Annotated in this window: 15 protein-coding genes; 6 read left to right on the forward strand and 9 right to left on the reverse strand. The window is 60.8% G+C overall.

All coding sequences use genetic code 11. The features are described 5' to 3' along the window. Positions 1–84 precede the first annotated feature (84 nt). Both ACIQ1A_RS05890 and ACIQ1A_RS05895 read right to left on the reverse strand, forming a co-directional pair. Entirely contained in the window at positions 85–2,577 is a 2,493-nt protein-coding gene (locus tag ACIQ1A_RS05890; RefSeq protein ID WP_395770142.1) for an ABC transporter permease, read from the reverse strand. After that, on the reverse strand, positions 2,574–3,263 hold the full coding sequence (locus tag ACIQ1A_RS05895) for an ABC transporter ATP-binding protein (protein WP_395770143.1): 690 nt from the start codon (positions 3,261–3,263) through the stop codon (positions 2,574–2,576). The genes ACIQ1A_RS05890 and ACIQ1A_RS05895 overlap by 4 nt, the downstream gene beginning before the upstream one ends. Between ACIQ1A_RS05895 and ACIQ1A_RS05900 the strand changes: the two genes are divergently transcribed. After that, positions 3,262–3,915, forward strand: coding sequence for an arylesterase (locus ACIQ1A_RS05900; RefSeq protein ID WP_395770144.1), 654 nt, complete (start codon positions 3,262–3,264; stop codon positions 3,913–3,915). The two genes, ACIQ1A_RS05895 and ACIQ1A_RS05900, sit on opposite strands and share 2 nt — an antisense overlap. Here ACIQ1A_RS05900 and ACIQ1A_RS05905 read toward each other — a convergent pair. Genes ACIQ1A_RS05905 through bioB form a run of 6 tightly spaced genes read right to left on the reverse strand, consistent with a single transcriptional unit; the run spans position 3,910 to position 8,843 of the window. Beyond that, complete coding sequence (locus ACIQ1A_RS05905; protein ID WP_395770145.1) at positions 3,910–4,293, reverse strand: GFA family protein; 384 nt, start codon at positions 4,291–4,293, stop codon at positions 3,910–3,912. The genes ACIQ1A_RS05900 and ACIQ1A_RS05905 overlap by 6 nt on opposite strands. A 1-nt stretch (position 4,294) precedes the next feature. Beyond that, entirely contained in the window at positions 4,295–5,035 is a 741-nt protein-coding gene (locus ACIQ1A_RS05910; protein ID WP_395770146.1) for a hypothetical protein, read from the reverse strand. Beyond that, positions 5,032–5,901: a malonyl-ACP O-methyltransferase BioC gene (bioC, locus tag ACIQ1A_RS05915; RefSeq protein WP_395770147.1), complete on the reverse strand. Its 870-nt coding sequence runs from the start codon at positions 5,899–5,901 to the stop codon at positions 5,032–5,034. Before bioC ends, ACIQ1A_RS05910 begins: the two co-directional genes overlap by 4 nt. Further along, on the reverse strand, positions 5,894–6,664 hold the full coding sequence (bioH, locus tag ACIQ1A_RS05920) for a pimeloyl-ACP methyl ester esterase BioH (protein ID WP_395770148.1): 771 nt from the start codon (positions 6,662–6,664) through the stop codon (positions 5,894–5,896). Before bioH ends, bioC begins: the two co-directional genes overlap by 8 nt. Further along, positions 6,651–7,829, reverse strand: a complete 1,179-nt coding sequence (gene bioF, locus ACIQ1A_RS05925; protein ID WP_395770149.1) for an 8-amino-7-oxononanoate synthase — start codon at positions 7,827–7,829, stop codon at positions 6,651–6,653. Before bioF ends, bioH begins: the two co-directional genes overlap by 14 nt. A gap of 3 nt (positions 7,830–7,832) precedes the next feature. Beyond that, positions 7,833–8,843, reverse strand: coding sequence for a biotin synthase BioB (bioB, locus tag ACIQ1A_RS05930; RefSeq protein ID WP_395770150.1), 1,011 nt, complete (start codon positions 8,841–8,843; stop codon positions 7,833–7,835). Positions 8,844–8,919: 76 nt separating this feature from the next. Between bioB and ACIQ1A_RS05935 the strand changes: the two genes are divergently transcribed. Beyond that, positions 8,920–9,552: a ComF family protein gene (locus ACIQ1A_RS05935; protein WP_395770151.1), complete on the forward strand. Its 633-nt coding sequence runs from the start codon at positions 8,920–8,922 to the stop codon at positions 9,550–9,552. Here ACIQ1A_RS05935 and ubiA read toward each other — a convergent pair. Beyond that, complete coding sequence (gene ubiA, locus ACIQ1A_RS05940; RefSeq protein WP_395770152.1) at positions 9,549–10,421, reverse strand: 4-hydroxybenzoate octaprenyltransferase; 873 nt, start codon at positions 10,419–10,421, stop codon at positions 9,549–9,551. The two genes, ACIQ1A_RS05935 and ubiA, sit on opposite strands and share 4 nt — an antisense overlap. Before the next feature lie 68 nt (positions 10,422–10,489). Here ubiA and ACIQ1A_RS05945 point away from each other — a divergent pair, with 68 nt between their 5' ends. The 4 genes from ACIQ1A_RS05945 (at position 10,490) to ACIQ1A_RS05960 (ending at position 21,237) form a co-directional block, all read left to right on the forward strand. Beyond that, entirely contained in the window at positions 10,490–11,671 is a 1,182-nt protein-coding gene (locus ACIQ1A_RS05945; protein WP_395770153.1) for a hypothetical protein, read from the forward strand. Further along, positions 11,668–12,849, forward strand: a complete 1,182-nt coding sequence (locus ACIQ1A_RS05950; RefSeq protein WP_395770154.1) for a hypothetical protein — start codon at positions 11,668–11,670, stop codon at positions 12,847–12,849. The genes ACIQ1A_RS05945 and ACIQ1A_RS05950 overlap by 4 nt, the downstream gene beginning before the upstream one ends. After that, the gene (locus ACIQ1A_RS05955; protein ID WP_395770155.1) at positions 12,846–13,715 is read left to right on the forward strand and encodes a class I SAM-dependent methyltransferase; all 870 of its coding nucleotides are present in this window, start codon (positions 12,846–12,848) and stop codon (positions 13,713–13,715) included. Before ACIQ1A_RS05950 ends, ACIQ1A_RS05955 begins: the two co-directional genes overlap by 4 nt. A 364-nt stretch (positions 13,716–14,079) precedes the next feature. After that, positions 14,080–21,237 carry a hypothetical protein gene (locus tag ACIQ1A_RS05960; protein WP_395770156.1) on the forward strand — a complete coding sequence of 2,386 codons (7,158 nt, stop codon included), beginning with the start codon at positions 14,080–14,082 and terminating at the stop codon, positions 21,235–21,237. Positions 21,238–21,312 lie beyond the last annotated feature (75 nt).

Genomic DNA, 21,312 nt, shown 5'->3' on the forward strand with positions numbered 1-21,312 from the left:
TGGCTTTGGCCCAGTAAAACGATACCCGGAAACTGGCACAGCAGGCACCGCAATGAACACAGGGACTGTCCCTGTCCGATGCAGTCACAGCGTCCGCAGCGTCTCGTTCGGCGGCGCTTCGGTCACCCGGCGTGTGGCCCACAGCCCGGTCACCAGTGCCAGCAGGGTGCCGCCGATGATGCCGTAAAGCAACAAGCTGGTTTCGAAACGCCAGGGCAGATTGAACACCTGCACGGTGATCAGTCCGGCGATGGTACTGGCCGCCAGTGCCGCCACCGTGCCGGCCAGCAAACCGAGGCTGCCGAATTCCGTGGCCTGCGCCAGACGCAGCTGTTTCTTGGACGCTCCCAGAACGCGCATCACGCTGGCTTCCTGCAGGCGTTCATCCTGCGAGGCCTGTACGGACGCGATCAGCACCAGCAGCCCCGCCAGCAGTGAAAAATAAAAGACCGATTCGACCACGCGGCTGACCTGGGCGACGGTGCTTCGGACCTGATTGAGCACGGCATCGATGTCGATGACCGACAGATTCGGATATTCACGCACCAAGGCATCGATTGCCGGCAGTTTTTGTTTCGGTACATGTAGTGCCGAAATGTAGCTGGCCGAAAAACCATCGAGAGCGCCCGGCGAAACGACCACGAAGAAGTTCGGTTTGAAACTTTCCCACTCCACTTTGCGCAGGCTGGTGATGCGCGCCTCCAGAGGCGTACCGGCCACATCGAAGCGGACGCGGTCGCCGATTTTCCAGTTCAGGGTTTCGGCGAACTCCTCCTCCACCGATAACTGCAGCGGACCGCGGTAGTCCGCTTTCCAGTAGGTGCCGGCGGTGCGTTGGTTGTCGGCGCCGAAGCTGGCTGCAGATGAGAGATTGAATTCGCGCTCGGCCATCCGTCGTGCGCGTTCACCTTTGCCGGCATAATCGGCCGCCGTGACCGGTTTGCCATTCACCGCCTGCAGACGTGCCCGCACCATCGGATACAGCATCGGCTCGGCCAGCCCCTGCGTTTTGGCAAAGGCACGAACGCCATCGACCTGTTCGGACTGGACATTGATGACGAAGCGGTTCGGTGCATCGGCCGGCAGGGTCTGCTGCCAGCGGCTGAGCAGATCGGTACGCACAAACAGCAGCAGCAACAGCGCCATCAGTCCCAATCCGAGCGCGGACACCTGCGTGAGCGTCATGCCCTGATGTCGGCTGAGATTGGCCAGGCCGTAACGCCATGGGCCATGCAAGCGGCCGCGCACCCGCTTCAGCCAGTGCAACAGCAACCAGGCAATCCCGGCCAGCAGCGCTGCGGTGCCGGCAATGCCGCCAAGAATAATGCTGCCGAGTTCTGCCGAGCCGGCCTTCCACCACAACAAGGCGGCCAATCCGGCGATGCCCAACAGGCCAACCGTCCATGCACTGGGTTCATTGACCGGCACATCGCGGCGCAGAACGCGCAGCGCCGGCACTTTGCGCAAGGCCAGCACCGGCGGCACGGCAAAAGCGATCAACACGGTGAAGCCCACCGCATAACCGGACAGCACCGAGCCCCAGCCGGCGGCCGGTAGCACCACGCCCATGGCATCGGCCAGCCACGCACCCACAGCCCACTGCAGCAGCCAAGCCAGGAACACACCGGCGCTTGCACCGAGCAGTCCGATGAAGGCCAATTCGCCCAACTGCAGACTGGCGATGCGGCCTTGGCTTGCGCCCAGACAGCGCATGACCGCACTGGCATCCAGATGGCGTGCACTGTGCCGGCGAGCGGCAAGCGCGATGGCAACGGCTGCAAGAATCAACGACACCAAGGCCGCCAGTGATAAAAAACGGTTGGCGCGATCGAGCGCCGAACGGACTTCCGGTCGCGCATCCTCGCGGCTTTCCAGGCGTTGCCCACGTTTCAGTTGCTTGCGTTGCAGTGTGGTGAACCGGTTGACTGCGCCGGCATCGCCGGCGACCACCATCCGGTATTGAATACGGCTGCCATCCTGTACCAAGCCGCTGGCGGCCAGATCGGTATAGGCAATCAAGGCTTTCGGCGCGACATTGAAGTAATCGAGCGCGGCATCCGGCTCCTTGATCAGCGTTGCGGCATAACGCAACTGCAGATTGCCGACACCGATAAGCTCCCCGATGCGCACATTCAATTTGCGCGCAGCATCGCTTGACAGCCAAAGCGTTCCGGCAGCAGGGCCACCTTGTTGCACCGTGTTGTTGCCATCGGCATCACGCAGTTCGAATTCGCCGCGCAAGGGAAAGTGGCTGTCCACCGCACGGATGTCGGCGAGCGCCACTGCGTCGGTGGTCTGCACCATGCTCGGAAAGCTCGCAGTCTGCGCAACCTGTAGGCCGAGTGATTCGGCGCGCTGCGGAATGGCGCTGGCAATCGGCGTGTCGGCACGCAATGCGGCATCTCCGCCGAGCAGGCGATTGGCTTCCTGCTGCAGTCCGGCTTCGGCACGGTCAGTAATCATGCCGACCGCAGTGACCGCCATAACCGCCAGAACCAGTGCCATCAGCATTAGCCGTATTTCACCGGCGGCCAGATCGCGCCGGGTCTGCCGCCAAGCCAGTTTCAGAACGCTCATGCCACAAGGCGCCCGGCGTTCAGGCGCAGCTGACGCTGGCAACGGGCGGCCAGGCGCTCATCATGGGTTACCAGCACCAGGGTGGTGCCGCGGTTGGCGTTGAGTTCAAACAGCAGATCGGCGATGGCGCGACCGGTATCGGTATCGAGGTTGCCGGTCGGCTCATCGGCAAACAACACCGCCGGATCGACCACGAACGCGCGCGCAATGGCGACACGTTGCTGTTCGCCGCCGGAGAGCTGGCGCGGATAGTGCTGCAGGCGCTCGGCCAGTCCGACCTTGCCGAGGATGTCGCGGGCCGCGCTTTCCGGATCGGCATGGCCGCTCAATTCCAGCGGCAGCATCACATTCTCAAGCGCCGTCAGCGCCGGTAGCAGTTGAAAGTTCTGGAACACGAAGCCGACCGACGCACCACGCAGTTTGGCGCGGCCGTCCTCATCGAGTGCATTCAGGGCGGTGCCGAGAATATCGACGTCGCCTTCACTGGGCGTATCCAATCCTGCCATCAGCGAAAGCAGGGTGCTTTTGCCGGAGCCGGAGGCGCCGACGATGGCCGCGGTTTCGCCGCGGTTCAGGCTGAAGCTGACATCCTCGAGGATGCACAGTTCCGATTCCGGCAGTTCCACGCGCTTGCCGAGCTTTGTTACCCTGATGGCTGTACTCACTGATTGCTCCCGGAGATCCATGCGAAATCGCATCCGCTGTTTACTACATGCAGTCTGGCACAGCCAATATCAAGGTTTTGTGTGTCTGGCGCTTGTGCTGATGGTAATGGCCGGACCGGTTTCGGCCAAACAGACCCTGTTGGTGATGGGTGATTCGCTGTCGGCGGCCTATAACCTGCCGTCCGAACAGGGCTGGGTGGCATTGACCGCCGCGCGCATGAAATCCACTCATCCCGCTTGGCAGGTGGTCAATGCCAGTGTGTCCGGGGAAACCTCGGCCGGCGGCAAATCACGGCTGCCGGCGGCCTTGAAAACCCACAAACCGGCGCTGGTCATCATCGAACTGGGTGCCAATGATGGCCTACGCGGGCTGCCGCTGACACAGACACGCGCCAATCTGCAGGCGATGATCCGGCAGGCCAAAGTCGGCGGCGCAAAAGTGCTTCTGATCGGCATTCAGATGCCGCCGAATTACGGCAAGGTGTATACCGACGGCTTCGCGGCGATTTACACCGATCTGGCCAAACAGGAAAAAACGGCCTTGCTGCCCTTCCTGCTGGCGCCGATTGCGATGGACCGGTCGTATTTCCTGCCGGATCAATTGCACCCGAATGCGAAAGGCCAGATCAAGCTGCGCGATCACGTCTGGCCGGCACTCAAGCCTTTATTATGATGCCCGGCTCTTGTGCGCCAGCGTGTCTGCATGCGCTTCCCAGTTGCGGCCGTCGAAGGGCGTAATCCGCATGCCCTCCGGCGGATTGTCCAGACAACGCACATTGACGTCGACGCCGTCCGGGTTCGAGCGCGGAATGTAAAACGGCTTGATGCCGCAGATGCGGCAGAAGTAGTGTTTGGCAACGCCGGTGTTGAATGTGTAAAGGTTCAATGCCACTTCACCCTGCAACAGCCGGAACGCCGCAACTGGCACAATGAGATGCAGAAAGCCACTCATCCTGCAGATCGAGCAGTTGCAGTCCTCCACCTCCGGCCTGTCGGGCACATCGACCTCGAAACGCACCGCACCGCAATGGCAGCCCCCGGCATGGATCATGTCATTGTCCGAAATAGATGCGCATCAGCTGCGCGCGCAGTTCCGGCGGCTGTTCGGCGATCACTTCCAGCAGACGTGAAACGCCACGACAGCGCTGCGTCGGGGCGGTGTTGTCGTTCTGCATGCGCTCGAGATCATCCAGGCCTTCGCGGCCGTAGCGCTCACCGATGCGCACAGCAATGCGCTGGGTGAATTGCTGGTTCTGCGCATCCGGAAGCGTCCGCGCTGGCTTGTCCTGGGCACTGGTCACGATGTGGAACAGGGCCGACTCCAGATCCGGCTGCAATGCGCGGTAGGGTTTGCGCAGCAACCACGGGGTATGGCCGTTTTCATCCAGGCGCGCGGTGGTGGTGTTGAGCAGAATGCCGCACAGCCGGGCATCGGTCTGCGCCATCGCCATAAGGCGCCGTTGCTGTACCAGCAGGGCATCGATGGCTGCGTCATCACTGCGCGTCAGATAGGCGGTGCTGGCATTCAGGCCCAATGCCGTGGCGATGGCGCGGCTGGCGTTCTGGGTGTTGCGGCTGCCGTTGACGGCCATGAATTGACGGACCTGTTCGCGCCAGTTCACCAGAAAGCCGGACTGTTGTTCGGCCAGCAAGGCATACACCGGTTGTCGCTTCCGGATTTCGGTCACGGCGGCTTCGGCCTGCTTTTGCAAAACTACCGGGTCCGGATCGGTGACCGCACTGCCGATGGAGGGTATTAGAAGCAGAAGCGATAAAAACAGTCGGCGCATCATGAACGCACCCGTCGGGGTATCTGGCTGGCATCGATACGCGCCACAATCCCGTCTTCACGGGGCTCGGGGTCCTGCCCAGGCCGGAAGGCCATGGCGCTGATCACTTCCCAGCTGCTGGCGATGCCATCGCCCTGTTTTGGATAGGCGGCATGCAAGGCCTGCCAACGGCTTTTTCCGGCCAGGCCACGTGGCCGCTGCGGGCGGGCATCGGTGGCGCCGATGGCCTGCAGCTCCTGCATCAGCGCGCGCAGATCCGGATACTGCATGGTGAACAGTTCGCGTTCCAGCACGCTGTTGCGGAAGCCCGCGCCCTGCATGGCATCGCCGACCTGCTGGATGGCCGCGAACGGCGATACCGGCGGTTCTTCGCCGATGCCGGCATAGGCCTCGCGCAGTTCCATCAAGGTGTCCGGACCGAAACTGGAGAAGGCGAACAGGCCGCCGGGCGTCAGCACGCGGCGGATCTCACGCAGTGCATCCGGCAGCGGATGTACCCACTGCAGGCAGAGGCTCGAGAAAATGAAATCGAAGCTGCGGTCACGGAACGGCAGTTGCAGCGCATCGGCGCATACGCGTTTGACCGGACGCCAGAACCGCGTCTGCCGCGGCACTTGGCGCAGCATCGGCAGTGCGATGTCCATGGCGATGACTTCCGCTTTCGGCCAGCGCTTTTTCATAATACCCGCCGCACGGCCGGGCCCGGAGCCGAGATCGAGAATGCGTTTCGGGGGCGATTCCAGATAATCGGCCTGTTCCAGAAGACGCGCTTCCACTTCCTTCTGCAATGCTGCCGCCGCCAGATAGGAGTCGGCTGCCCGTGCGAAATGGCGCTTGATGCCGCGGCGGTCGAACAGATTCTCAGGCATGCACATCCTCCGCAAAAGTCCGGATGGCATCGGCGATCGCCGCGGGGTGGGTCAGGAATGGGGCGTGTCCGCCGTGATCGTCGCAGTGGAAATCACCGCCGGCCATTTCCGCCGCCGCCTGCATGGCCGCCGGATTCACCAAGCGGTCGCGGCGTCCGGCCAGCCACAGGCTCGGCATCTGCAGTTGCGGCAGCAGCGCGCGCAGATCGGTGCTTTCGAGCAGATACAGACCCTGGCGCAACACCTGCGGGTCCGGTCGTCCGAACTCGAAAGCGTTGGCTTGCAAACGGCGCAGGTCGGCACGCAGATGTTCCGAGCCCTGCGCTTCCAACATGAAGAAACGATGCAGCGTGCCGTCGTAATCCTGCGCAAGATCTGCGGCGAATTGATGGAATACCGTTGCCGGCATGCCTTCCGGCCAGTCGGTGCGGGCCACGAAGCTCGGGCTTGCGTTCATCAGAATCAGGCCGCGGAAGTGTTCCGGAAAACGCAATGCACCATGCAGTGCAAACAGACCGCCGAGCGACCAGCCGAGCACATAGATCGGGCCATCCAGTGTTGGCAGCAGGCGTTGCCAGAACGGCGAAAATTCCAGCGGCAGGCTGCTGTCGCGTTGACTGCCGTGTCCGGGAAGATCGATGCAGCGCACATTGAAATGCGCTTGCAGGTGCGGCATCAGCGGTGCGAAGATGCCGCCGTGCATCGCCCAGCCGTGCAGCAAAATCAGATGCGGTTTGGCTTCCACAGAGTCAACCGTGCCCATCGCGGCCTCCGGTGATTTCTGCCAGCGCCTGTACCAGCGCATCAATCTGCGCTTTGGTATGCAATGCCGTCAGGGTAATGCGCAACCGCGATTTGCCCTGCGGTACGGTCGGAGGCCGGATGGCGCTCACCCAGAAACCGGCATGACGTAGTTGCTCGCTCCAGCGCAAGGCACTTTCGTTGTCGCCGGCCATCAGCGGTTGGATGGCCGTGTGCGAGTCCAGCATCGGCAGTCCGGCAGCTTCGGCACGGATCCGGAAATGCCGGATGTTTTCCTGCAGTCTCGCATGGTGCTGCGGCTGCGTTTCCAGCAAGTGCAGCGAGGCCGAGAGTGCCGCCGCCATCGCCGGTGCCGGCGCGGTACTGAATAGATACGGGCGCGCGGTTTCCAGAAGGTGCTGGATGATGTCGCGCTTCGCAAGAATCAGAGCGCCTTGTCCACCCAGCGCTTTGCCGGCCGGCACCACCAGAATCGGCACATCGTCGGCTTGCAGACCGGCCGCCTGCAGACTTCCGAGTCCGCCCGCACCGAGCACGCCGACGCCATGGGCGTCATCAATCATCAGTGTTGCGCGGTGGCGTTGCGCGATGGCGTGCAGGGACTGCAGATCGGCGGCATCGCCATCCATGCTGAACACGCCGTCACTGACCAGAAACAGGGTATCGGTTTTGGCTTCCGCGCAGCGCGCTTCGGCCTGAACCATATCGGCATGCGGAAAGCGTTTCAGGGCGGCGCCGGAGAAACGGGCGCCATCGAGCAGGCAGGCATGGTTGTATTTATCCTGCACGCACACGGCATCTTCATCCAGCAAGGACTGCAGAATGCCGAGATTGGCCAGGTAGCCGCTGCCGGTGAACAAGGCCGCTTCATAGCCGAACAGCGCCGCCGCCTGCAGTTCCAGTTCCCGATGCGTGGCGAAATGACCGGTGACCAGCGCCGAGCCGGCGCTGCCGACACCGTCGCGTTCCGCGGATTTCCGGAATGCCGCGATGACATCGGGATGCTGCGCAAAGCCGAGATAGTCATTGCTGGAGAAGTTGATCAGGTTTTTCCCGTCGCACGCCGTCAGCATGCCGCTGCGTTGCGACTGCACGTGTCGGCTGCGCCGTGTATGCGCCGCGTCACGCTGCGCGGCGCGCTGGCGCAGGCGTTCGATCAGGGTCATGGTTCAGGCGGCGCAGCTGTCCGGGCGCAGCACATCGGCATGTACGGTCGTGCTTTCTTGCATCACCGCCATGCCTTCAACCCCGAGTTTGGCGAACAGGGCCTGATCGGCCTCCACATCCGGATTGCCGGTGGTCAGCAGTTTTTCACCGTAGAAAATGGAATTGGCGCCGGCGAGGAAACACAGGGACTGCAGCTCCTCGCTCATTTCCGCGCGTCCGGCCGACAGACGCACTACCGATTGCGGCATCAGGATGCGGGCGGCGGCGATGGTGCGGACGAACTCGAAGGGATCCAGCAGGGCGGTGCCGTGCAGCGGCGTGCCTTCCACCTGCACCAAGCGGTTGATCGGCACCGAGCCCGGATGTTCCGGCAGGTTGGCCAGAGTCTGCAACAGGGCGGCGCGCTGTTCGCGCGATTCGCCCATACCGACGATGCCGCCGCAGCAGGTTTTCAGACCGGCTTCCCGCACGTTTTCAAGGGTATCCAACCGGTCCTGGTAGTCGCGGGTTTTGATGATGTCGGCGTACTCATCCGGACCGGTATCGAGGTTGTGATTGTAGTAGTCCAGCCCGGCCTCTTTCAGGCGCTTGGCCTGATCGGCATTGAGCATGCCGAGCGTGGCGCAGGCCTCCAGACCCATCGCCCGGACTCCTTCAACCATGGCGGCTACATTTTCCAGATCGCGGTCTTTCGGACTGCGCCAGGCGGCGCCCATGCAGAAGCGGGTGGCGCCGGCGGCTTTGGCCTGCGCGGCCTTGGCCAACACTTCGTCCACGTCCATCAGTTTGTGGGCTTTCAGACCGGTGTTGTAGCGTGCTGCCTGCGGGCAATACGCGCAGTCTTCGGGGCAGCCGCCGGTTTTGATCGAAAGCAGCGTGGACACCTGCACCTGATTCGGATTGAAATGCGCGCGGTGCACGCTGCCGGCACGGTACATCAATTCGGCGAACGGCAAGCTCATCAGGTCGAGCACTTCGGCGCGGGTGTAGTCATGTCGGATGACAGCGGTCATGGGAAGTTTCCGATAGTAGCGGTGGGCAGGGTGCGAGAACCTGTACAGGATACCCCAGCCCGTCAACCCTGCGCCAATGAATCTTGTTGACCGAATCTGCAAGCACCTGAATTACGGGATTTTTCCTCCGGTCTGCCGACTGTGCGGCAATCCCGGTCTGCCGGAGTGGGACCTGTGCCTGCTCTGCCATCGGGCCTTGCCCTGCCGGCCGCCACCCAAGCTGTTCGGGGAAGGCCTGGTGCTGGCGGGTTTCGATTACGGCAATCCAGTCGATGGCCTGATCCGGCATTTCAAATTCCATGGCCAGCTCGGCTCCGGCCGATTGTTGGCACGCCTGTGCGAGCCGGCCTTCGAAGACAGCCGGCCGATGGCGTTGGTGCCGGTGCCCTTGCATATCCGTCGGCTGCGCCATCGCGGATTCAATCAGTCGCTGGAGTTGGCCCGATATTGGGGTCGCCGGCGCGGCCTGCCGGTGCTGCCGGCAGCGCTGATTCGCCATCGCGAAACCGCGGTGCAGTCCGCATTGAACTCTGCCGAGCGCGAGCCCAATGTGCAGGGTGCTTTCCGGGCTGAAATGCCATTGCCACCGCATGTGGCCTTGGTCGATGATGTGTTCACCACCGGTGCCACATGTCGCGCGGCCCGTGAGGCACTGTTGGCTGCGGGGGTGCAGCGCGTGGACGTCTGGTGTTTGGCACGGGTGACTTAAATCAGCGTCAACACGAAACCGATGAACACCAGCAGGCCGACCCATTGATTGCTCAGGAACGCACGGAAGCAGTCTTCCCGGTGGCGCAGGGCGGCGATTTTGAATTGCCACAGAATCACCACGCCGGCCATCGCGACACAGATGAAATACGGCAGGCCGAAATGGTACTGCTGGCCGAGCAGTGCCAGGCTGGTCAAAAAGCCCGCCTGCATCAGGCCGATGGCGAGCAGATCCATGTCACCGAGGAAAATCGCCAGTGATTTGGCGCCGGCTTTCAAGTCATCCTCGCGGTCGACCATGGCATACCAGGTGTCGTAGGCCGTGGTCCATAGCAGGTTGGCCAGAAACAGCAGCCAGGCACCTTGCGGAATCCGACCCTGCACCGCCGCGAAGGCCATTGGAATGCCCCAGCCGAAGGCGATACCCAGATACACCTGCGGAAAATAGGTGTGCCGCTTCAAATACGGGTAAGTTGCGGCCAGTACTGCGCCGACTAGACTGAGCCCAATGGTGAGTTTATTGGTCAACAGCACCAGTCCAAATGCGACCAACATCATCAGCACAAACGCCGTCAGTGCCTCACGGCCGCTCAGTGCGCCGCGCGCCAAGGGTCGCTGACGGGTCCGCTCGACCTGTGGATCGAGCCAGCGGTCGGCATAGTCATTGATGATGCAGCCGGCAGAGCGCGTAAGCCAGACGCCGGCGACGAAGATCAGCAGCAGTTCCGGCGGCGGAAACCCTTCAGCAGCTAGCCACAGCGCCCATAATGTCGGCCACAGGAGCAGTAGCGTACCGACCGGACGGTCGCCGCGGATCAATTGCCAATAGGCGCTGGCTTTCGTGGTGCGCTCAGGGGCGTTCCGAATCATCTGGATATTGTAGCGGATGCCCCGCTTGCTTTTGCCGGCGCCATTGCAGATGATGGAATAAATTCCTGATGGCCGCCATGTCCGACCTCGACATTCCCGAATCTTTCCGCGGCCGACCCTATGCCGAACGCCATTTCCGGCAAATCGCGCAATGGGCCCGCGTGCATTCGCCGTTTTACCGGCATTTCCATGCCGAGGGCGGTGTGCCGCCGCTGCTGACCCGCGAAATCCTGCAAGCCCACAACGATGAGCTGCTGAACGGCCAGGCGGTCACCGGCAAAACCTCCGGCGCGACCTCGGTTCCGGTACGCGTGCATTGGGGTGCGCCGCGCAGCCGCCTGGATCACAAGGACAACCTCAGCTATGCCGGCTGGTTCGGCGGCGTGCTGCCACACGCGAAAATCGTGGCCTTGAGTGCGCATGAAAAAAAGGACAACAGTTTCGAAGTCGCCAGTCCGGTAACGCAGCAGCTCGCGTTTTTGAACGAGCGCATCCACCGGTACGGTGCACGGTCCTTGATCAGCTATCCCACCAATCTGGTGCAGCTGGCCGTGCATTTAAAACAGAGTGGACAGACGGTTCCCGGGCTGGAGCGGCTGGTGTGCATGTCGGAGCTGTTCGAGTCGAGCCAGGAAGCCTGCATTGCCGAGGCGTTTCCGAATGCCCGCATCGCCGCCACCTATTCCTGTACCGAGACCGGCATGATTGCCGGCCGCTGTCCGCACAATCCGGACAACTACCACATCATGGCGCACAAGCTCGGCGTCGAATTCCTGAATGCCGACGGCCGGCCCTGCGCCGAGGGCGAAGTCGGCCAGATTGTGATCACCGACTACGTCAACCGTGCGATGCCGTTCATCCGCTACGCCATCGGCGATCTGGCGGCGCCGGTGCGCTGCGATTGCGGCCAAATCGATCTGCCGGCATTGACCCGACTGCTCGGCAAGCAGCGCGGCCTGCTGCGCCATCCCGATGGCCATTATGTGTTCAGTACCGAACTGTCACCGCACATCCGGGATTCCGCCGAGGTCCGCCAGTATCAGGTCATCCAGCAAGCCCCCGCGCGTTTCCTGCTGCGGGTGATTGCCCGTGAGGGTGCCGAAACCACTGCGTTCGAGCGTCACATGCAGGAATTGTTCACCCGGCATTTCGGTGCCACGACCGAACTGGCGTTCGACTGGTGCACCGATATTCCGCGTTTGCCGGGCGGCAAATACATGGAGTTCGTCGGCCTGAAGGATCCGGCATGAGTGCGGTCTGGATTCCGGAAAGCTTCCGCGAACGGCCCTATGCCGCGCGGCATTTCGTGCGTATTGTGCAGTGGGCACATACCCATCACCCGTTTTACCGACGCTTCCATGCCGACATCACCCGGCCGCTGCCAATCATCACCCGGGCCATGGTGCAGGAACACAATGATCTGCTGTTGAATGGCCATCCGGCACGCGGTCATACCTCGGGTTCCACCTCCATGCCGGTGCGGGTGTCCTGGCAGGAGGCGCGGCACCGGATGGAAGCCGAAGACACCCAGCGGCTGATGGACTGGTACGGCGGCCGCCTGGTGCATCTAAAAATCGTGGCCTTGGCCACGCATGCCGCCAACGACCATACGCTGGAGGTTGATTCTCCGCTGGACGACCAGCTCGCTTTCATCAAGGACCAACATGCGCGCCGTGGCGCGGTCTCGCTGATTTCCTACCCGACCAATCTCGAGCGCCTGTGCCGGCATCTGATCGAGCGCGGCGAGTCCCTGCCATTCATCCGCCGGGTCACCGCCATGTCGGAAGCCTACGATGATCATATGGACGATCTGATCCGGCAGGTCTTTCCCAATGCCTTGCCAATCGTCACCTACAGTTCGGTCGAGCTCGGCATGATCGCCGTTCGTTGTCCGCACCGGCCGGACAACTACCACATCATGGCGCACAAGCTCGGGGTCGAGATTCTCGATGCCGAAGGCCGCGCCTGCCCGCCGGGCGTGCCCGGGCAGGTGGTGGTGACCGACTATTTCAACCAACACAGCAGTCTGATCCGCTATGCGCTCGGCGATCTGGCCGAGAACGCGGTGTGCGACTGCGGCCGCATCGGCCTGCCGGCCATCACCCGCATCGCCGGCAAGATGCGCGGTCTGTTGCGCCGTGCCGATGGCAGCCAGATGCTGTTCACCAGTTTGTCGTCCAGCTTCCGGGATTCCCCGGAAATCCGCCAGTTCCAGGTGGTGCAGGAGCAGATCCATCAATTCACCATCCGTGCGGTGCCGCGTGGCGTGCCGGATCTTGCGCCGTTCGAGGCCCGCATCCGCGCGCGCTTCAGTGAAGAATTTGGTCCGGAAACCCGGCTTGCCTTCACTTATATGGACAGCATTCCGCGCTCGCCCGGTGGCAAGTATTTCGCCGCCATTTGCGCCATTCCCGAGGCGGCGCCATGAGCGGGGTCGTTGAATACCCGCGGGAAGCCATTGCTCTGGTCTTGGCGGAAGCGCCAACGCTGTGCGCCGGCAACCCGTTCGGCGACTGCCGTTGGTACCACGCCAGCTGGCCGGTGCTGAAGGGTTTGGGGGTGTTCATCAGCCTGAAATCGGATGACGATTTCCTGCTGCCGCAGCTGCGGGCCGCCATTTCTGGCGGGGCCCGGCGAATTCTGGTGTCCGGAACCGCCGATGCCGGCATGCTGGCGCGCATCGCCGCCTGCCGTGATGCCGCCCCCGACGGCCTGGACATCACCGTGCTCGACTGCTGCCCGACGCCACTGGCGCTGTGCCGCCAATATGCCGAACGCGCCGGCCTGCCGATCCGCACCGTGCAGGCCGATATTCTCAATTATAGAGAAGGGGCTGAGGCCTACGATCTGATCTGCACCCACTCGTTCCTGACCTTTTTCGATGCCGCCCAGCGCTTGCAGCTGGTCCGGCAGTGGCATGCCCTGCTCAAGCCCGGCGGCGCGCTCATTACCGCACAGCGGGTACGGCCGGATGAAACCGCACTGATCACCCGTTATCCCGCGGATGAAGTAGAGGCCTTGCAGGACAAGGCCGAACGTTTGGCCGCGCTGCACGGCGCGGCATTGGGCGTGGATGCAGGGCTCGCGCGGCACAGCGCCTGGCTGTATGGTGCCCACCATCAGACGCATCTGATTGCCGATGCGGACCAACTGCGGGCGCCCTTCGATGCCGCCGGTTTCGTACTCCGGCATTTTTCTCCGCCACCGGCTGATGCGCCGGTGGCCGATGTGCCCGGTGCGCCGGGCAATGCCCAGGCCGTGCGTTGGCGGATTCTTGCGCAAAAATCGGCATAAATGAGACCTAAGTCACATTTTTTTGCAGGGGTTTCGAAAAAAGTTCCACTTATTTTTTGACCTTAATCAAAGCAGAGCCCGGTTGGCCCCGAGTCATTATCCATAAGAAAAACCCTTATTTGACGCGGTTTTTATGGAAATCTGTGAATTAGTTCACAAATATGTTGACGTGGCCATTCATCAAGTGTTCAATGTACGGGCAAAGTACCCGTTCCCCCGTTTATGCGGGGTGGGTGCCGGCAAAATTTCCGTGGTGTTTTTCAGGCATGTCAACGAATTGGTCACAATTCCGCTGTAGTTTCTGAAGCGCACCACACGATTATTCATATTCAACCGAATTCATTTTTTTACCGAGGGATTACCCATGACACGCAAGTCTAAAGCCCGCTTTAACCTGAACCGCACCTATAAAGTCAGCCAGACCGTCAAAGCGCTGCGACGCGCGCTTGCACTGGGCTTGGCCACGGCGGTTGTTGCGCCGGCAGCACAGGCGGGCACCTGCATTAGCGTCATCAACGACGTGTTCTGCTTCGGTGACTTCGGTGATGACACTCTGGATTCCTGGAACGAATTGTCGGTCGATGACACCTTCGATCCGGCCACTGTCGAAATGGATGGCTCCATCTACACCGACAATACCGCGGGCATGGTGGTCTGGAACGATGCCGATTTGGCCTTCGTCAATGATGGCTTCGTGATTGTCAATGACAACGTCTATCAGACTAATAGTTACAACAGGGTCGGCGTTTATGCCGAGTCTTTCCAGGGTGATGTGACGTTTGACAATACCGGCGTGATCGCCGCCGTTGAAAACAGCGGCAACAATTTCTCGAGCTTCACGGTCGGTGCCCGGGTTGAGGCGGCACAGGACATCACCATCACCAACAGCGGCTTCATCGCTTCTGAAAACGACGGCGGCTTCAGCGCCGGTCTGCAGGCCCTTTCCTATAATGACGGCGTCGTCAGCATCACCAATACCCTGACCGGTGACTTCGGCGCCGAAGCCAATTTCAACGGCACTGCCGTAGCCTTGGGCGTCTATGGCGCCGGCACGGTAAATATCACCAACAATGGCGACATCGCCGCCGCATCCGATGACTACAGTGCCTTCGGTATCCGTGTGTTCGGTGGCGACACCACCATTACCACCGGCAGCACCAGCGAAATCAATGTGCAGGCCGACGATCAGGCTTACGGCATGGATGTTCAGGCTTACAACAACCAGACGGTCGATATCACCAATGGTGGCCTGATCGAAACCGACGCCGGCGGTGACGCCTATGGCATCCGCGTGGAGCAGTCCGGCTACGGCGATGTCACCGTCAGCAATTCCGGCACCATCGACAGCTACGCCGTGAATGGTTTCGCATCCGGCATTGCCGTGTATGCCAATGCTGGCGACGTGAGCGTGACCAACAGCCAATACGGCACCCTCCTGAGCGATGGCAATGATGATTCGTTCGGTATTGCCGTGCGTGCTGAAATGGGCGATATCACCGTCAGCAATGCCGGCGATATTTACAGCACCTCCGAAAATGCAGCTGGCATCGGTACTTTCAGCAAATACCTCAACACCGTGGACATCACCAACTCCGGAACCATCGGTGTAATCGCTGAAAACCCGATCTTCGGCTCGAGCGCAGCGGGCGTGTATGCCATCGGTTTCAGCAATGACACCACTGTCACCAACTCCGGCGAAATTTATGCCGTGAACGGCAGCGGTACCAACGCCGGCGTCTTAATCATCGGAGCCGGCAAGTACAGCGAAGGCGGCACCGCCACCGTGACCAATACCGGTGTGATTTCGGCCGGTCGGTACAGCGAAGTCGGCAGCAACAGCCTCGGCGATGCATTCGGTGTCGGTGTCCTTGTCAACGGCGATATCACCGTCACCAATACCGGTACCGAGGATCAATTTGCGGGAATTCTTGCCTACAACGAAGACGGCGGCCAGGTTGTCGGTGTGCAGGCCAGCTCCAATTACGGCAATGTCAGCGTCACCAACAGCAACAAATACTCGGTAATCACTGCCGTCTCGGCCGATAACAGCGGCTACGGCACCAGCTTCTCGACCACCATCGGCATCTATGCCGAAGCCTTCGACGGCAGCGTGAACGTGAACAACGGCGGCATTGTGTTCTCGATTAACGACAACTACGGCGATGCCATCGGCATCCGCGCCGAGGCCAATGAAAACGACATGATGGGTCCGTTGGCTGCGTATGCCGCCGACGGCGACATCACCGTCACCAACACCGGCTTCATTGCGGCAGTTTCCAAGTACGACAACGCCGCTGGCGTGCAGGCGTTCTCGAACTACGGCGACATCACCATCAGCAATACCGGCGGTACAGCCGCTTTGAAATATGCTCTCGAGGGTGTCATTTATGCGATTGCCGAAGACGGCGATGCCGTCGGTATCCAGGCCCAGACCGGCGCAGACGGTACCATCACCGTCAGCAACACCGGCGCCTATGTCATCGCCGAAGGCTATTACGGTGCCACCGGCATTTCTGCCGATACCTACAGCGGCGACATCAGCGTCACCAATGCATCTTCGGCCGATGGCTACGGCGGCGTGGTTGCGGCCAGCGCCTACAATGGCGACGCCACCGGTATCGATGCGTTCTCCGATTACGGCAATATCAGCGTCACCAACAGCGGTTATGTGGTTGCCGAGTCGGCTTACGACTCCGCCTTCGGAATTAATGCCGAAACAGGCAATTACAGTGATGGCACCATCACCGTCACCAACACCGGCTCCGTGATCGCAGAAGGCTACTACAGCAGCATCGGCATCAACGCCAACTCCGATACCGGCGCCATCACCATCAGTAACAACACCGATGCCAACGGTAACGGCGGCGTGATCAATGCCAGTGCTTCCGATTACGGCTATGCCTATGGCATCAATGCCGAAATCAACGATTCCATGTCCACAGCCAACATCACTATCACCAACGGTTACGGCGCCCTGATCACGGCCACCGCCAATTACACCGGCGAAGAAGCTGATTCCTACGGCATCAAGGCCGAGAACAATGGTGACGGCGACATCCTGATCACCAACGCCGGCACCGTCCGCGCCGAATCGTATGACGATGCCCAGGCTATCTATGCCATTGCCGAGGGCGACGGCGACATCAGCATCACCAACACCGCCACCGGCAAGCTGTACGCCGAATCCTCGGACGATGAAGCTTATGGCATCTTCGCCTACGCCGAGGGCAGCGGCAATATCACCGTGACCAATGCTGGTGTCATAAATGCCCAGACCAACGGCAATTCCGGCGATGTTCACGGCATCTATGCCTATGCCGATGGCAGCGGCAATGTCACGGTCACCAACAGCGGCAGCATCACGGCGACGGCAACGGGCGATTACGGCGATGCCTACGGCATTTACGCCGGCACCGAGAACCAAGGCGATATCACGGTTACCAATACTGCCAGCATCATCGCCAGCACCAGCGGCTACAGTGCCGATGCGCAGGGCATTTTCGCCTACAGCGATGACGGCAGTGCCATTACGGTCACCAATGGCCAATACGGCAGCATTACCGTCAATGCCTCCGGCAACCAAAGCTTCGCGGTTGGCATCGAAGTCGAAAACGATGATTCCGATAACTACGGCAGCATCACCGCCATCACCAACAACGGCACCGTGACTGTCGGCACCACCGGGTATAGCAGCAATGCCAACGGCATCTGGACCCACGGCGGCGGCTTACATGACGCCGATGTGACCATCACCAACAACGGCAGCTTCACTGTCACCGCCACCGGTGTCGATTCCGATGCCTGGGGCGTCGAAGTGGATGACATCCGCGGCGACACGCTGGTTTCCGTCACCAACAACGGTGAGATCACCGTGGCCGCCTCTTACGGCTCGGCCTACGGTATCCAAACCGAGACTTACGGTTTCGAAACCAATACCAATATCACCAACAACGGCGATCTGACCGTTACCACCGGTGGCAGCAGTTCCGCCATCGGTATCGGCGCTTATGCTGAAAATGCCGGCTACGGCGACATCACGGTCACCAATACCGCCAACGGCACTATCGAAGTGTCTTCGGCTTACGGTTCCGCAGCGGGTGTCGGCGTGTATGCCGAAATGAGTGGCAATCTTAATGATGGTGGAAGCGTGGAAGTCATCAACGCTGGCCTCATGTTGGTTACGAGTTATGGCACCGCGGCCGGTATTTTCGTGGGAGTGGACGCAGGCAATACTATCGTTGGGGCTCAGCTTGACTACTGCCCGGCGGCAACACCCTGCAATGATGTCTACGGAAACTACATCTATGATGCTTATTACGGTCAAAACTTCGTTAGCGTTGCCAGCTACACCATTCCGGGCCAGGGCAGCATGCCGGTCACGGTCAACAACTCCGGTTCGATCGCCGTCTATTCCTATGCCGAGAGCGCAGTCGGTATCGGCGTCGACATGGGGGATGGCAACTACGGTGAGCTGGCTTCAGTCACCAACAGCGGCAACATTGAAGTACAGACGCAATACGGCCTTTATGCCTCGGGCGTCACGGTCTATAACGAACACGGCGACATCAGCATCAGCAACACCGCTACCGGAAACATTGAGGTAGTTATTGCCGACGAATACCAAGGCTCTGCGGCCGGCATCCTAGCCCGGTCGAAGTACGGCGATATCACCATCAGCAATGCCGGCGATATCCTCGTGGGCAACGCCCCGTTCCGCAGCACCGGCATCGCTGCCTACAACAAATACGGCGATGTCACCGTCAGCAACCTGGCCGGCGGCCTCATCAGCGTCAACAACACCGGCGGCTACGATGCCTACGGGATTGAGGTCGACAACAAGTACGGCGATGTGACCGTCGGTAACGCCGGCGCGATTACCGTCCGCGGCGGTAGCTGGAACAACACCGGCATTGATGTTGATAACATGTACGGCGATACCGTAATCACCACGGCTGCCGGCTCGAGTATCAACGTGATCGGCGGTGGCGATTATGGCACGATCGGCATCAATGCGATCAGCTATTCCGGCAACATCAGCGTCACCAACGCCGGCAGCTTGACGGTTACCGCCGTCAACGATGCCGAAGGCATCCATCTGTACAGCGATTACGGCAATGTCAGCGTCAGTAACTCCGGCGCCGTGACCGTCAGCAGCTCGTCTGGAAACGCGAGTGGCATCTACGCCGAAACCGGCGACGGTACCTCGAGCGTCACCAATAGCGCGGCCATCACCGTTACTGCAGCTGAATATGCAGTCGGCATCTATGCCTACGCCAACGGCGGAAACGCCAGCGTCACCAACAGTGCCGCGGGCCATGTCCGCGCCACCGGCGACAGCGCCACCGGCATCAGCGTGCAGTCGAACAGCTACGGCTACGACGTCACCCTGAACAATGCCGGCAAGATCACCGTGGTCGGTAACGACGGCGATGCTTACGGCGCCTACGTCGAAACCGATGGCGACGGCACCCTGAGCATCACCAGCAGTGGCGATATCACGGTCAGTGCATCGGGCATCGGCAACTATGCGGTCGGCCTGTATGCCCAGCACGAAGGCTACGGCGATATCACCATTGCCAGCAGCAGCACCATCACCGTCAACAGCACCGGCAGCGGCGGCGATGCGGTGGGCATCAGAGCCTATAGCTACTATGGCAGCGACATGAGTGTCAGCAACTCGGGCACCATCCTGGCCAATGCGACCAATGGCGGGCTCTCGGTCGGCATCTACACCCAGAACGACTACGGCACCGAAACCACCATCACCAACTCCGGCAGCGTGAAGGCCACTTCCAATGCTATCGGCGATGCCCATGCCATTTACCATGTCGGTACCGATGTCGACATCATCAACACCACCACCGGCAAGATCTTCGGTGTGGTTTATACCGATTTCGGCAACGACACTTTCACCAACAACGGCAAGTGGTATGCCACCCAGGGTACCAACTACTATTCTGGCTTCTTCAGCGGAAACGACGACATCGTCAACAGCAGCACCGGCAAAATCTATATGGAAGACTCCTTTATCGATTTGGGTTCTGCCACCACCGTCAACAGCTTCCTGAATAACGGCAAGATCTACGTCAACGGTGACGAAAACTACATCGATATGGGCAACGCCACCTCGGTGTTCACCAACAACGGCGCTTCCCTGCACTTCGAAGACGGTGCCGCCAACGATGTTCTGACCATCTTCGGTGACTTCGCCGGTACCGGCCACATCGTGGTCGATGCCAACGGTACCAGCATGCTGGCCGACCGTCTGTACATCGAAGGGGATGTGGTCAGCAGCACCGCCAACGTGATCGATGTCTATCTGAATCAGAACCCGAGCCTGCAGGATATGGTGGACGGCGAGTTGATCGACATCGTCTATGTCTCCGGCACCAGTGCCGCCGCCAACTTCAACCTGGGCATCGTCGATGTCGAAGACGACAGCCTGTATACCGTCGATTATGAATTGGTCAAGCAGATCAACTACAGCGGCACCAACGATCTGTTCTCGCTCGGCTTCGAGATCAGCGGTTTGACCCCGACCGGCGTGGCCATGAGCTCCATCGCCCCGACCGTGCAGAACCTCTGGCACCTGGGCGTGGGCACCGTGTTCCAGCGTGAAGGCACTGTGCGCGACCTCAAGTCCGGCGGCAGCAGCAACAGCCTGATGAATGCCGGCTTCAAGAACGCCACCGGCGGCAACGCCCAGGTGGCCGACTACCAAGGCGCGGCCGGTCTGTGGCTGCGGGCCTTCACCGAAGACGGTGGCCTGAATCCGGATGGTGGCCGTGACAACTTCGGTCTGGGCGGCGCACAAAGCTTCGACATGAAGAACTCGGGTATCGAGTTCGGTGCAGGCTATGCCTTCAACAGCCAATGGACGGCTGGTCTGCTCGGCGGCGTGTCCGACGGTAGCCTGAAACCGACCATCGGCGGCCGCACCAGCATCGATGCGAAAACCATCGGTGGCTACCTGACCTACACCCCGGGTAATGGCTTCTACGCCGACCTGTCTTACCGTTCGATGGACTTCGACGGCAACGGCAACGGCGGCGGCGATGACTTCAGCTTCGACGGCAAGGCCGACGGCTACAGTCTGGAAATGGGCTACGGCTTCAAGACCTCCTCGGGCCTGGTGGTCGAACCGCAGTTCCAGTACAGCAGCATGGACGTCGATCTGGACAGCGTCGATTACAACCAGGGCGGATTCGCTCTGGATGACGGCAAGTCCTCGCAGACCCGTCTGGGCGTCTCGCTGCGCAAGACCATGGATTCCGGCAACGGCAATTCCTGGACGCCTTACGCCTCGCTGAGCTACCTCAACGAAAGCAACGCCAGCAATGACTACACCATCGGCGGCGTGCTGACCGGCAACGTGGACACCAGCGGCAACAGCACCCTGTTCGAAGGCGGCGCGACCGTCAAGTACGGCAACATGCTGTTCAGCGGCGGTCTGAACTGGAAAGACGGCGGCGCGTATGAAAGCGTGTTCGGCGGCCAGGTCAGCGTCCGTTTCAGCTGGTAAGTCCTGCAACAACGAAAAAAGCCGGCGCAAGCCGGCTTTTTTTTACGCGAAGGGACCGCAGCTGTTAGAATGAAA

Origin of the sequence: Arenimonas sp., from assembly GCF_044353605.1 — a bacterium.
In the GTDB taxonomy this organism is placed as follows: Bacteria; Pseudomonadota; Gammaproteobacteria; order Xanthomonadales; family Xanthomonadaceae; genus Arenimonas.

Excerpts from the sequence above, each read along its gene's own strand:
- ACIQ1A_RS05890 (WP_395770142.1), bottom strand. The coding sequence starts at position 2,577 with ATGAGCGTTCTGAAACTGGCTTGGCGGCAGACCCGGCGCGATCTGGCC.
- ACIQ1A_RS05895 (WP_395770143.1), bottom strand. The coding sequence starts at position 3,263 with ATGGATCTCCGGGAGCAATCAGTGAGTACAGCCATCAGGGTAACAAAG.
- bioH (WP_395770148.1), bottom strand. The coding sequence starts at position 6,664 with ATGGGCACGGTTGACTCTGTGGAAGCCAAACCGCATCTGATTTTGCTG.
- bioF (WP_395770149.1), bottom strand. The coding sequence starts at position 7,829 with ATGACCCTGATCGAACGCCTGCGCCAGCGCGCCGCGCAGCGTGACGCG.
- ACIQ1A_RS05900 (WP_395770144.1), top strand. The coding sequence starts at position 3,262 with ATGCGAAATCGCATCCGCTGTTTACTACATGCAGTCTGGCACAGCCAA.
- ACIQ1A_RS05935 (WP_395770151.1), top strand. The coding sequence starts at position 8,920 with ATGAATCTTGTTGACCGAATCTGCAAGCACCTGAATTACGGGATTTTT.
- ubiA (WP_395770152.1), bottom strand. The coding sequence starts at position 10,421 with ATGATTCGGAACGCCCCTGAGCGCACCACGAAAGCCAGCGCCTATTGG.
- ACIQ1A_RS05950 (WP_395770154.1), top strand. The coding sequence starts at position 11,668 with ATGAGTGCGGTCTGGATTCCGGAAAGCTTCCGCGAACGGCCCTATGCC.
- bioB (WP_395770150.1), bottom strand. The coding sequence starts at position 8,843 with ATGACCGCTGTCATCCGACATGACTACACCCGCGCCGAAGTGCTCGAC.
- ACIQ1A_RS05910 (WP_395770146.1), bottom strand. The coding sequence starts at position 5,035 with ATGATGCGCCGACTGTTTTTATCGCTTCTGCTTCTAATACCCTCCATC.
- ACIQ1A_RS05955 (WP_395770155.1), top strand. The coding sequence starts at position 12,846 with ATGAGCGGGGTCGTTGAATACCCGCGGGAAGCCATTGCTCTGGTCTTG.
- ACIQ1A_RS05905 (WP_395770145.1), bottom strand. The coding sequence starts at position 4,293 with ATGATCCATGCCGGGGGCTGCCATTGCGGTGCGGTGCGTTTCGAGGTC.
- ACIQ1A_RS05960 (WP_395770156.1), top strand. The coding sequence starts at position 14,080 with ATGACACGCAAGTCTAAAGCCCGCTTTAACCTGAACCGCACCTATAAA.
- ACIQ1A_RS05945 (WP_395770153.1), top strand. The coding sequence starts at position 10,490 with ATGGCCGCCATGTCCGACCTCGACATTCCCGAATCTTTCCGCGGCCGA.
- bioC (WP_395770147.1), bottom strand. The coding sequence starts at position 5,901 with ATGCCTGAGAATCTGTTCGACCGCCGCGGCATCAAGCGCCATTTCGCA.